Raw genomic sequence first — 14330 nt, 5'->3', positions numbered from 1 at the left:
TTTACTCCTAAATTAAACATTTCTATTATGATAATTTATTCTAACTGTAATATGTCCTCAACACTAAAAACATGTAAATGTTTTTTTGCAAAAGATTCACTAATTTCTTTAATTATTTTATATAGATAAGAATGACCATTATTAGCAAGACTCATGATACTTTGTAGTAAAACATCTAATTCTTCCTGAGTTTTAATATTTTCTCCAATTTCTTTATATGAATTAATTGCTATAGATCTAATTGCATTTCGTCTTTCACTAGGTTCTTGCTTATACCATGAATACTCATATAATTTATTAACTAATTCTAAATGGACAAAGTCTGAAGTTCGTAAAAAAGTATCAAAATTGCAAAACCTTTCACTCATAGAATGAGAATCATTTTCCAATAAATAATTTGCATAATATTCAAAAACCTGTCCACTATGTTTATCTTTTTTATAAGCAATATAATATTCTGCAAGTATTTTTTTTAAAAATTCATTACTAGAATTATTATAAGCAATAAGTGTAGCTTCTAACAAATAATTAAGCTCATAATCATTTAATTCCGCTATATTATTATAAAATGCATAACAATAGTTATTTCTTAAGCCAATATTTTTATTATCCAATTTAAGATTTTTAGCTATTAAATTATTATCTAAATCGGTTATTTTAAAGCCAAATTTTCTAGATACATTATATATCTCATAAAAATAATTTTCATCATCAATATGAAATTTAATATAATTAGAAAAAATTATCTTAAACTTTTCATTTTGGTAAGGTTTAATAACATATTTCGTACTTAATAAATAATCACAAATTTTCCAAATTTTAAAATTTCTATTAATTGCTTTAAGTAAATTATCAGAAATATATTCAATAATATTATCTTCCAATATATAATCTAATAAAAATTCAATTGAACAACCTAAAAAAATAAGATTAAATATTTTGCCCTTTATTTTTTCTTTAAAATTATTATCATTTTTTAAAAAATTAAAATTCTCAAGAACATAGCTTAAAGTCCAATGAATCTTTAACAATCTATTATCAATTGATAATAAAGGCTGTTCATATATTATTTTTAAACACCATTCTTTTATTTTATTTTGTTCCTCTTCTTTTATTATATTAATATCTAAATAATATAGTTTATTATAATCAAGAAAAAAACCAATAAAATTAATATCCCAAGAGTTTTCAATAATTTCTACTAATTTTTCTAAACTGATATAATTTTTTTCTTCAAACCTTAATTCTTCTTGTAATAAATATGTAGCAAATAAATTAAAATTTAATAATTTATTTTTAAAATACTGATTAGAATATTTATCCATAGTCAACGTTTCAACATTAAAATACAAAAAAATTTTTTTCACTTCTAAAATTAAATCTGTCTTATTAAAAATAATTGAATAATCAATTTTTGATTTTTTTTCTTTTATTTGTTTGATTTGTTCATAAGTAACTAATTCATTTTTTGCTTTTATTCTTTGAAGCAAATATTTAGGAATATTTTTCAAGACAATATCATAAATAGGTGTTTTTTCATCTATATTATAAATAAAATGTTCAAAAAAGTTTTTCAAATTAGAATCTTGGGAATATAAAAATTCTTTTTTAAATACTAGAAAAGTTTCCTTTGATATAACAATACTATTAACATAATAATCTAAAATAAATTTTTCAATAAAGAAAATGCTATCATTAAAAATTAATCTCATTGAAATTTTATTCATTATAATCGTATTACAATTTTGAATTAGGATATCCCAAATTTGCTCAAAAGTACCAATTGATTTATTAATTTCAATCCATTTTATTATTAGCTCAAATTTATAACCATCAAAAGGTTTTTTAGTAATTTCTTTTTCAAAAGCTTGATTAAATTTATCAATTAATTCTTTAAAACTAGAATCATTTGAAAAAACTTCTATCCTTTTAATATTTAATTTCTCAATAACTTGCCAAATAATCTTTGAATCTTTTAACAAATACTCATTTGTTAGGTCTATATAGTTTTCCCAAAAAATAATATGCATAGGTTCAAAATATGTATCATCATTAATTTCTTGTGGAACAGTATATGCTCCTCCATAAGAATTACAATTACAAACTATAAATGATAATATTTTAAAATATATCCTTTTATTAAATTTTATTTTATTTATAAATAGTATTTTACAAATATTATTTATAGTACTACTTAAATCTGTCATTTTGATTAATTTAAAACAAAACTCAAGTATTATATGTTTTTCTATTTCCTGTGATAAATCTAAATTAGCAAAAATGTATGACAAATCAGTAATCAAATACTGTTCAATCTCTACTTTATCATATTCTAATAATCTATAAACATAATTAAAAAGAATTATTTTTTGGTTTTTGGAAATATTTTTACCATATCTTGTTATTTTTTTTAATAATGAAACTGCAAAAACTTTTTTCCTAATATTCTTCTCTTTACATATAGTTTCGATAACCAAATCTATATTCTTTTCTTTATATTTATTTTTAATTATAAATGAGATTAAAGAATTTGGGATTTCACTATATCTTAAATATAATGAATTAGAAATTAAAATTGATTTTATAATTTGATTAATAACTTCTTCAGAAATTTTATCAGATTCAATTAATGTTAATTTCAATATATTATCATCGTTTATCAAAATCAAATCTAATAATTCTTTAAACTTGAAATACAATTCATTATCTGAAATAAGAATATTTAATAAATATCCAATAGTATTTGTTAAAAAGTTTGGGATTACTTTATTATAAGAAATTAAATCAATTATTGTTTCAATATTCTGTTTTGAAATTTTTTTTGCAGCTAGAAATTCTAAAATATTCTTATGACTAAATGAAAATTGCTTTATATCAAGATTTATTCCAAAGCTTTTTAGTAAATCAATCTCAGTTAAGTACGAAGTTTGTTGTAAAATCATAAATAAAGCTAAACTTTCAAAATCTTCATATTGATTATTATTATTTCTATTAATTAATTTAATTTCTTTTTTAGAAATATTCTCAAGAAGTCTAATCAGATCCTTATCAATAAAATCTTTATCTCTATAATTTTCAATAATATTTGATATTATAAAAATATTATTATATAAATTATTTGTATCAAAATAGTTAATCATTAATTTTTTTTGTTCATCATTCTGAATTTTTTGCTCAATTAAATTATTTACATCATCTATTTTAAAATCAACAAGCTTAATAATATTAATTTTTATATCAAATATATCGAACTTATTTTTATCATATGAATTAGTTCTAGTAGAAATTATAATTTTTCTTTTATATGGATTATTTAAAAATAGTTGACCTATTTCATTTATTAAACAAGTTTGATTTTCTGGAGGGACTTCATCAAAACTATCCAATAATAATAAAGCATCACCAAAAATATAATCACCATTCATAGAAAGATTGCTTTCAATATAATTTAACAAATTATTTTTTGTATAGCATTTTAAATCTACATACACTGGTGGGAAAAAACAAATAAGATTCTCATTTAAAATGTTTTGATGTATTTGTTTCAAAAACCCAGTCTTTCCACATCCCGCATCTGCTTCTAATATTGTAAAAATTGGTAAACTAGAAAAAAAATCATTTATAGTAATTGAAATATATTGATTTAAATTTGAATCAAATTTCTTTATTTCTCTTTGAATATATTTTGCTATTTCTTCTTTTTCAAGAACAAACTGATTATGATTCTTTAAATACTCTATTTGTATAGAGGCTTCAACTTTTGGAAGATCTATATAAGTACCAAAAGTTGGATTCTTAATTATAATTTCTACTAGATTTTCTAAGTCATAAATTTTTAATTCAAAAGATTCATTATTATAATTAGAATAAATATTTTGTTTTTCCTTCTCATTAATAACTTGATTTGTAAAATATATTATCTGTTTATATTTATCTGAACCAGAAATAGAATGCATTAATTCTTCTTTAATTTTTTTATCAAAATCCTTTCGAATTGAAAAGGCATATTTAATATTTTTTTTACCATCAATTCGATATGTCCAACCATCAACTCCGCCATCACCACCAGCACTTAACCCACTAGAAGATAAAAAATCTGAATCAATTACTTTTGGAATTATTTTTGAACATAATAATTCAAAACTATAATCACCTTTATTTGTCTGATTAAGATTTGATAATGCATATCTTATAATTGCTTTTGATTTCATTCTGTCTTTAGTATCTTTTTGTATACGGCTTTTGTCAATATTTAATATTTATAAATTTAATTTAATAAAATATTTTCATATAAAAACTAATTATCACTTAGGATCCTATCGACTATTTCTGAAATCTTTTTAACATTGTTCAGATAGATAAAATGATTGCCTTCTAATATTTCATAATCAACATTATTTGAAAGTCTTTTCAAGTGTTCCATTTGATATTCTTGAGGAGAAATCTTTATTTGACTATTTTTAGTTTCATAAGTTTGTTTTGAAATAGCTTTAAAATATGGGATTGTATTGGGGTAAGCCAAATCCATTGTATCTTTTACATACTGGGCAGAGTTTGCCATTTGACTGAGTAGGTTATTATTTACACTAAACCCTGAGAAATAAATCATATCGTTAATTTCTTTTTCAGTATAACCTTTTGATAATAAATCTTTTCTGTTTGTAGCTAAGAGTGAAATAATAGAACTAAACCCACTATTTTGTTGTAGTTTTGCAACTCCTAATAATTTATTCACAAATTTAGGCAATTCTTGATAATAAGCGGTTGATGTTCCATCTAGAGAGATAATTGATTCAACTTCATTAGGATATTTTGATACATAATATTCACTATATACACTTGATATAGAATGTGGCACTAATACATATAGAGGCTTTATACCTTCTAGATCTAAAACTTTTCTTATTTCTTGAACATAATTATCTATAGATCTCTCTCTATTAGTTTCACTGCTAAAACCTACACCAAAATATTCAATACAAACGACTCTATATTTTTTACTTAATTCTCTCATTAATGGACCAAATTCAGCAGAAGGCAAAGCAACACCCATTCCAGGAAGTAATACTATTGTTTTATCCCCTTCTCCCATAGAATATATATGCATTTGTCCATCATACACTGCTACCATATCACCATAGGGAGTAATCGATTCAACTTTATTTTTAAAATAAGTTACATGCAAAATAGCACCAATAATATTAAAAATTACTATTACTATAAAAATAAACAGTAAAACTTTTAAAAATCTTTTCTTAAATGACTTTCTAGGATTTTTATTTTTCTTCATAAGAACCTTTTCTATTTTTTTAACTAAAAAAATATTTATATATTAAGTTTTAAAAATTAAATAAAATTAAATAAAATCAATTATTAGATTCAAAGAGTCAAAATCAACAAAAGTAACCTTTTTATTATAGGTTTCAATTAAAGCTTTAGTTTCTTCAGTTTGTTTTTCTGCTGGGAGTTTTTTAGTTCTATTATATAAAGCTTTCATCATTATTTTATGAACCGTACTTAATTTAGAATAATCAACACCACCTCTTAAGTGGAATATTTTACAATTATCATATAGCTCTTTAGAAACTTGCTTTTTAAGAGAGGCTTTAATATCATCAGTGTTACTTTTTACAGTTGGATCAGCTAAACCTACAGTTACTACAATTAGTTTTTGATTATTATTAAGTGGATACTTATTAATGGTATCTTTAAGACCTAATATACCACCAGCATAAAGCCCACCAAAATAAATTATTAAATCATAATTTTCTAGATTCTTAACTTTTGAATATTCTAAAATCTCTATATTAGTTCTTTTTGAAAATTCTTTAGCATATTCTTTAGTTGTTCCATATTTACTTCCATAAAGAATTATTTTATTCATTTTTTCTCTCCTACAAATCAGATTATAACATTAAATTATAATTGAGAAAGTAATTGTTTTTAATAAACAATAGTTGAATAAATAATAATATAAAAAACTCAGCCCTAATTTATCTTAAAGCTGAGTCATAATAAATAATTTGATAATAATTATTAATCTACATTATATACATAAGCACATCCAGAATTAGTACTTTTCTCTTTATCCTCAGGCGCTCCTACTACATAATATTTATCTGACATACTAACAGCTGCACCATACTTATCTTGATAAGATTCAGATGTGGTAGGTACTAACTTCTTAAGTTGATTCCAAGAACTTCCATTATATTTAAATACATAAGCACTACCACTTCTACCATCAGAGTTTGGATTACCTATAATAGCTTTATCACCAAAAATACAAATTGAAACACCAAACTTATCATTAGCTACCCCATCATTTGTTACTATCTTTGATACATAATTCCAAGAACCATTAGCTGTTTTATTATAAGTATATACACTACCTTTATTAGAATTTGAATTAGGAGCACCAATAAATATTGTATTATTATAGATACTAACTGCTTGACCAAAATTATTACCTGCTGCAGCATCATTTGGAATTATTTGGCCTTTGTTCACCCAAACATTATCTTCAAGTGAGAAAACAAAAGCACAACCTTCATTACCATTATAGCAAGGAGCTCCAACTACAATATCATTATCATATAGGCAAAGAGAATATCCAAACATATAACCAGAGTCCCCATCATTTAGTTTTAATTTCTGTTTAAGCTCCCAAGTTCCATTATTATTAGTATATACATATGCACTACCTGAATTCGAGCCTGTTGCATCATCCCTAAATGCGCCAATAATAGCAGTATCTCCTGAAATATAGACGGAAGTACCAAAATAAGCACTTGATGATAAATCAGTGGGAGCAAGTTTTTGTTTCATTGTCCATTTTCCATCTACTAAAGTATAAATAAAGGCAGCCCCAGCGTCATAAAATGATGAATCATAAGTAGGAGCCCCTACTATTGCTGTATTTCCATCTATACTTACAGACTTACCAAACATAATGTCGTCACCACCAGCGTTATCACTGTTATAGATTTTTCCTTCAGATTCCCAATCATTGGTTGTTTTTGAATAAAAATTAACATAATCAAAGCTACCCTCACTACCGCTATCAGTACCTACAATTAAATTACTTCCTGAAAGCCCAACAGAAGTACCAAAAAAGTTATTACTTGAATAAGAGCCTTGAGTTAATTTTGTTATTGGTAATTTCCATATTGCATATAAAGTTGTAGCTTCATTTTTAGTATATTTATCACTTTCTTCATAAGAATCACCTGTACCATCTGCCTTGGTATTCCAAGAAGCAAAAACATATCCTGTTCTTTCTAAATTGCCGCTGGAAGAAATAGTTATCTCCTCATCATATTTCTTTACCTGACTTGTTGGAACTGTTCCACCAGTTGCTTCATTTGAATTATAGGTAATAGTATATTCATTTATTTCCCATTTTGCATAAAGAATCATATCACCTTTAATTCTATCTTTTTTAAAATTCCAAGCTTTGGTTAGATTTACATCTGAGTACCAACCAACAAGAGTATGGCCTGTATAAGTGGGAGTTATAGGTTCATCAACATAACCAACAGCATTTTGAGATGGAACTGAAGATCCACCATTACTATCAAAGCTTACTAAACCGCTCTGAGGCCCCAACAAATCACAACTAACTAAAAAAATTGAAGTTAGAACCAACAATAAAGTAAAAAATTTCTTCATATTTGTACTCCTTTCAAAAGAAAAAAATTATTAGATTCACTACAGAAAAAATATATGAATATCAAATATTCATACGGGTAAATTTTTAATATAAAGAATAGGTTATAACAAGTTATAATAAAATGTAAACATTATTTTAAAATATGACAAAAACTTAATACTTTTATATCAATATAAAACTCTTGATAATTTTGCTATATCAGACTTATTATTGTATTTATGAATTTTCAGAACCAATTACGTAAAAACTTTTTAACCTTTTCAATTAAGCTAATTTTTATTGTTTTCATTTTATTTGTCTCAATAACATTAGTTACTAGCTTAGTTGAAAAAAATATATACAAATATGAGAGTATTAAATTCCTAGATAACACTTTTCAGGATTTAAATGGAAAAATCTTTTTACAAATGGAAAATCATAATGCTAATTTAGAATATTTAGAGGCTGTACAAAATAAAGCTATTGATCAAAAATTAATTTCTACAATTAACTATTCCTTTTCTCAAACCATGAATTTACGTTATAGCTATAATGTATATGATGTAAATTTGAATCCAATATTTGAAGAAGAAACTTTCTCTACCCTTCGTTATAAAATGTATTTATTAATTATTAAAGAAAGAATTGAAGAGAACAATCCTTTAAAATTTATAATGTATTCTGATATTAATAGTAACGCTTCAAGCTTAATTTTTTATAATGGTCTTTATAAGGATAATGAATTAATAGCAATAGATACTATTGTAATAGATATAAATGATTTGAGTTATTTCTTATTACCTAATGCTGGTAATTTTATAATAACGAATGAATTTGATACTGTTATTGCAAGTAATAATTATGAAATTCTAAATGGTGGTTTAAATTTTAAATATTCTAAAAATTATGATTTAAATGGGAAAAAATATAAAGTTACCAGAGTTAAAAAAGATTATTATAATATTTATTATTTAGAAGAAAAATTCTCAGTAGAGAGATATTACTTTGTTTTACTTTTAATTTTAATTGTAATAGCCTTTTTAGTAATTTATTTTTCAAATAATGTAATTAAGAAAATTGCAAAAAAGAATTCTCAAAGTATAGAATCTATAATCAACGATACTAATATTGTATCTCTTGGTAAATTAGAGCATAAAATTGATGAAAATTTAGATGGTGATTTTAAAAACTTATCTAAAAACATTAACGAAATGTTAAATAAGTTAAATTCAGAAATTAAACTTAATAAAGAATTGAGTGAAACTAACCTTATCTTTGAAAAGAAAAAATTGGATTCACAATTTAACCCACACTTTTTATATAATTCCTTAGAAACAATTAGATATTCTATGTTATTCGATGTAAAAGAAACTGAAAAATATATTTTAGAATTAAATTCTATCTTAAGGTATTCAATTAATAATAATATTAACTATTCATCATTAAGTAATGATTTAACATATCTAAAAAAATATTTAGATTTATATAAATATAGATTTAAAGACAAACTTACATATAGTATTTCTATATCAGAGGATATGAAAGAAATCCAAGTCCCAAAACTTTCAATTCAACCTTTAGTTGGTAACAGTATTAAATATGGTTTTGAAAGCAGTACTAAGGTACATATAGAAATAACTGCTGAAATAATTGATGATTTGTGTTATATTAAAGTATACGACACTGGGGTAAGTATTAGTGATCAAATTATTGAAGAAATAATTCAAAGTTGCAAAAAGGAGAAAAACTTAACAAATCATATTGGTGTTCATAACGTATTAAGAAGATTCAAGATCCTTTATCCTGATTCAAATCTTAATGTTAAACGTGATGAAAAAGGCACTGTATTTGAAATAAGTTTTACAAAAAATAATAAATAGTTATGTATAATGTAGTAATTTGTGAAGACGAAGATATTATTAGAAAAGGCTTAATGTTTAGTTTTGACTTCCATAGCCTAGATTTAGTGGTTGTTGCTGATTTCGACAACCCAGTTTCTTGTCTTGATTACTTAAATAATCACAAAGTAGATATAATAATAACTGATATTAAAATGCCTCTTATGTCTGGCCTTGAAATGATAGGAAGAATAGAGAATAAGAAAAACTATGAATTTATCATTTTAAGTGGCTATAGTGACTTTGAATATGCAAAAAAAGCTATTACCTATGGAGTTACTGAATACTTAGTTAAACCTCTTGATCATGAACTTTTAAAAATCTCACTAAAAAAAGCTATTTCTAATCTTAATGATAAACAGCTAATAGATAATGCAAAATTCCAAGCAAAGAATTTATCAAAAGTTTATAAAGATATAAACAGTGAAGATCAACTATTACAAGAAATTATTAAATTCATAAAAGATAATTATATGCACAAAATAACTCTAAATGATGTAGCTAATGAATTAAATTATAGTGTTTCATCTATAAAAAATAAACTTAAACAAAATGATATAACTTTTAATACTACTCTAAATAGTTTTAGAATTTATAAAGCTATTAACTTAATCAGTTTAGATAAGTACCCTATTTATCAAATTGCTGAAATGGTAGGCTTCAATGACTATAAATATTTCTGTTCTAAATTTAAAAATTATACGGGCTACAGTGTAACTGAGCTTATAAAAAACAAGTAAATTAACTATTAGTTTTTTAACCTTTTATTTTTCTATTTTTCTTTCAATTTTTAAAAAAAATGTCTTATTTTACTATAAAGTCTGTCCTTTTGTGGTATATCGGACTCAAAAAACCGGTGGTAAAATTAATTATAATTTAAAAAAGGAGAATAGAAATGAAGAAAATTTTAATAATTTTACTTGCCTCTATTGTTGCTATGGGATCCGTTTTTGCTCAAGGAGCAGAAGAATCAACTTCTAATGAACCAACCAAACTTGTTGTATACTCACCAAACTCAGAAGGTCTTATCCAAGCTGTTGAAAAACCATTTGAAGAAAAATATGGTATTGCTGTTGATATTATTTCAGCTGGAACTGGAGAATGTTTAAAGAGAATCGAAGCAGAAAAGAATGATCCTCAAGGTGATGTTATGTATGGTGGTAGCTATGCAACACTTTTAGGTAGACCTGATTTATTCGATACTTATGTAAGTAAAAATGATGCTAACTTAGTAGACGCTTACAGAAACGAAAGTGGCTATGTAACTAAAAATACTCTTGATGGTAGTGTTATCATTATCAACAAAACTAACTTAGCAGAAAAATTACCTGGTGTTACTATCACAGGTTATGAAGATATTATCAAATATGGTCCTCAACTAGAAGGTCAAATCGTTTCTGGTGATCCATCTAAATCTTCAAGTTCATTTGCTCATCTAACAAACATGTTAATTGACTTCGGTGGTTACGAAAGTGATGCTGCTTGGGCTAAAGTTACAGAAATTTTCAAAAACACTAAAGTTTTAGGTTCAAGTTCTGCTGTATGGAAAGGTGTTAGAGATGGAGAATATACTATTGGTTTATCATATGAAGACCCAACTCTTACATTAATCAACGATGGTGCTGATGTAGATGTTGTATATATGAAAGAAGGTACAGTATTCTTACCAGCTGGTAGTGCAATCATCAAAGGTGCTAAAAACTTAGAAGCTGCTAAACTATTTATCGATTTCATCACTTCTAAAGAAGTTCAAGATGTATATGGTATGACATTAACAAACCGTCCAGTTTACAAAAATGTTCAAACAGCTAGTTACATGAAACCAATTGATCAAATCAATGTTAAAAATGAAGACACAGCTTATGTTACAGAACATAAACAAGACATTGTAGATCGTTATATTGATATGTACACAAGTCTATAAACAAAAATTAACAAATAATTAAACATAAAAGGAGCTTTGCTTCTTTTATGTTTGTATATAATAGGAAGAAATATATGAGTGTAGCCATAAATATACAACATGCATTAAAAGCATACGGTAAAAATGTAATTATTCCAGATTTGGATGTTCAAATTAGAGACAAAGAGTTTTTTACACTATTAGGTCCATCTGGATGTGGGAAAACAACATTACTTAGAATGATAGCTGGTTTCAATTCAATTGAAGGTGGTGATTTCTATTTTGATGAAAATAGAATTAACGATTTAGATCCAAGTAAAAGAAATATCGGTATGGTATTCCAGAATTATGCTATTTTCCCTCATCTATCTGTACGTGAAAATGTTGAATTTGGACTAAAGAATAGAAATTATAGTAAAGCAGAAATTGGCCCAATGGCTGATAAATTCTTAAAACTAATGCAAATTTACGAATACAAAGATAGAATGCCTGAAAGATTATCAGGTGGTCAACAACAAAGAGTTGCACTAGCTCGTGCTCTTGTTATTATGCCAGATGTTCTATTAATGGATGAACCTCTTTCAAACCTTGATGCTAAATTACGTCTTGAAATGAGACAAGTTATTAGAGATATCCAAAGAGAAGTTGGTATTACTACAATTTATGTAACACACGACCAGGAAGAAGCAATGGCAATAAGTGATAGAATTGCTGTTATGAATCAAGGTGAAATCCAACAAATTGGTAGACCTCAAGATATTTATCATCGTCCTTCTAATGAATTTGTAGCAAGTTTTATTGGAAGAACCAATATAATTGAAGGTGTTTGTGATAAGAATGAAATTTCTTTCTTAGATTACAAGATTAAATTCAATAATATTAATTATACTGGAGATGTAAAAGTATCTATTAGACCTGAAGAATTTATTATCACTGAGGATGAAAATGCTATTCCTGCAATAATCAAAGATACAATTTTCTTAGGCTTAAATACTCACTTCTTTATGGAATTACCAAACAAACAAATTGTAGAAATTATCAAAGAAAGTATGATAAATAACGTTAATGAAACTGGCAAAAAAGTTTATCTTACAATAAATACAGATAAGGTAAATGTATTTACACAAGATGGTAGTGAAAATTTGGTGATTGCCTATGAAAAATAAAAAATCAAAAATAAATCTATGGTCTTCATCAACTCTAGGATTATTAACTTTATATACAATCTTTTTAATCATACCCCTTTTGATTTTGCTTTCAGATTCGTTTATTGATTCTAGAACAGGTCAATTTACTTTAGCAAACTTCCAAAGATTCTTTGCAAAAAAATATTATTATTCTACCCTATTCAACTCTTTTAAGATTTCAATAGTTATTACTTTTGTTGCAGTTGTTTTAGGTACAGTATTAGCATTCTTTTTTGCAAGATTTAAAATTAAAGGTGCTAAAGGACTTCGTATATTAATAATTTTATCTAGTATGTCTGCTCCATTTGTTGGTGCATATTCTTGGATCTTATTATTAGGAAGAAATGGTGTTATAACGCAATTTTTTGAAAACTTATTAAAAATTGATATGCCAGATATTTATGGATTTAAAGGAATATTATTAGTATTATCACTTCAATTATATCCTTTGATATTCTTATATGTATCAGGAGCTTTTTCAAATGTTGATAACTCATTGCTAGAAGCTTCAGAAAATTTAGGTTGTTCAGGTGTAAAAAGATTCTTTAAAGTTATATTACCTTTGATTTTACCTACTGTTTTAGCAGGTGCTTTATTAGTATTTATGAGATGTTTTAGTGACTTTGGTACGCCAATGCTTATTGGTGAAGGTTATAGAACATTCCCTATTACTATTTATGATGCATATATGTCTGAGTTAGGTGGTAACAACGGTTTTGCTGCTAGTATCGCTATTCTTGCAATTATTATTACTTTAGTTATTTTCTTAATTCAAAAATACGTATCACAAAAGCATTCTTTTACTATGAATAGTATAAATAAAATTAGACCAAAGAAGATTCATGGTGTAAAAAATGTACTAATCCATATTTATTCATATGTTTTAGTATCATTATCAATTGCACCTCAAGCTTATGTAATTTATACCTCATTTAAGAAAGTTAATGGTACAGTATTTACAAGTGGTTATTCTCTTGATAGTTATCGTATGGCATTTTCAAAAATGGGAGTTGCTATAAGAAATACAATTATAATTCCAATGACTGCTTTAATATTTGTATTAATTATTGCTGTATTTATTTCTTATCTTGTAGTTAGAAAAAGATCAAAAATTACTGCTGTTATTGATACAGTATCAATGGTTCCTTATATTATTCCAGGTATCGTTGTTGGTATTGCTTTATCAAGTGCTTTTAGTAGACCTCCACTAATTCTAACAGGTAGTATGACAATCATGGTAATTGCTCTTATTATTAGACGTTTGCCTTATACAATTAGATCTACAGTTGCAACTTTACAACAAATACCGATGACAGTTGAAGAAGCTTCCCTATCATTAGGTGCAAGTAATGCAAAAACCTTCTGGAAAATAACAATTCCAATGATGTCAGCTGGTATCATATCTGGTGCTATCTTATCTTGGATTACAATGATTTCAGAATTATCATCAGCTATCCTATTATACACAGGTAAAACTAGAACCTTAACGGTTGAAGTTTATACTCAAGTATTAAGAGGAAACTATGGAGTTGCTGCAGCTCTTGCTACTATATTAGCTTTATTAACAGTTGTTTCATTAATTATATTTAACAAATTTAATAAAGGTAAAGACTTATCAATGTAAATTAATAAATTACATTATGATTTAGAAAATAAAAATCGTTGCTTAGTATTATACTTTGCAACGATTT

9 protein-coding genes are annotated in these 14330 nt (G+C 25.3%); 5 read left to right on the top strand and 4 right to left on the bottom strand.

Features of this window, described 5'->3' with window-relative positions; translation table 11 throughout:
* Positions 1-35: 35 nt before the first annotated feature.
* The 4 genes from ACZ5RS_RS09975 to ACZ5RS_RS09960 form a co-directional block, all read right to left on the bottom strand.
* Positions 36-4211: an NACHT domain-containing protein gene (locus tag ACZ5RS_RS09975; protein ID WP_464634980.1), complete on the bottom strand. Its 4176-nt coding sequence runs from the start codon at positions 4209-4211 to the stop codon at positions 36-38.
* Between the two features lie 86 nt (positions 4212-4297).
* Positions 4298-5290: an alpha/beta hydrolase gene (locus ACZ5RS_RS09970; RefSeq protein WP_464634978.1), complete on the bottom strand. Its 993-nt coding sequence runs from the start codon at positions 5288-5290 to the stop codon at positions 4298-4300.
* Positions 5291-5356: 66 nt separating this feature from the next.
* On the bottom strand, positions 5357-5884 hold the full coding sequence (locus ACZ5RS_RS09965; RefSeq protein WP_464634976.1) for a flavodoxin domain-containing protein: 528 nt from the start codon (positions 5882-5884) through the stop codon (positions 5357-5359).
* 152 nt (positions 5885-6036) lie between these two features.
* Complete coding sequence (locus tag ACZ5RS_RS09960) at positions 6037-7671, bottom strand: InlB B-repeat-containing protein (protein WP_464634974.1); 1635 nt, start codon at positions 7669-7671, stop codon at positions 6037-6039.
* Between the two features lie 219 nt (positions 7672-7890).
* Between ACZ5RS_RS09960 and ACZ5RS_RS09955 the strand changes: the two genes are divergently transcribed.
* The 5 genes from ACZ5RS_RS09955 (at position 7891) to ACZ5RS_RS09935 (ending at position 14263) form a co-directional block, all read left to right on the top strand.
* Positions 7891-9531, top strand: a complete 1641-nt coding sequence (locus tag ACZ5RS_RS09955; protein ID WP_464634972.1) for a sensor histidine kinase — start codon at positions 7891-7893, stop codon at positions 9529-9531.
* A 2-nt stretch (positions 9532-9533) separates the two neighbouring features.
* On the top strand, positions 9534-10289 hold the full coding sequence (locus tag ACZ5RS_RS09950) for a response regulator transcription factor (protein ID WP_464634970.1): 756 nt from the start codon (positions 9534-9536) through the stop codon (positions 10287-10289).
* 155 nt (positions 10290-10444) lie between these two features.
* Complete coding sequence (locus ACZ5RS_RS09945) at positions 10445-11473, top strand: extracellular solute-binding protein (protein WP_464634968.1); 1029 nt, start codon at positions 10445-10447, stop codon at positions 11471-11473.
* Between the two features lie 74 nt (positions 11474-11547).
* The gene (locus ACZ5RS_RS09940; RefSeq protein ID WP_464634966.1) at positions 11548-12618 is read left to right on the top strand and encodes an ABC transporter ATP-binding protein; all 1071 of its coding nucleotides are present in this window, start codon (positions 11548-11550) and stop codon (positions 12616-12618) included.
* The gene (locus tag ACZ5RS_RS09935) at positions 12608-14263 is read left to right on the top strand and encodes an ABC transporter permease (RefSeq protein WP_464634964.1); all 1656 of its coding nucleotides are present in this window, start codon (positions 12608-12610) and stop codon (positions 14261-14263) included. The genes ACZ5RS_RS09940 and ACZ5RS_RS09935 overlap by 11 nt, the downstream gene beginning before the upstream one ends.
* Positions 14264-14330 lie beyond the last annotated feature (67 nt).

The organism is Pleomorphochaeta caudata, from assembly GCF_055395745.1.
The sequence above is the reverse complement of the archived record's forward strand: the minus strand, read 5'-3'. Positions and strand labels throughout refer to the sequence as shown.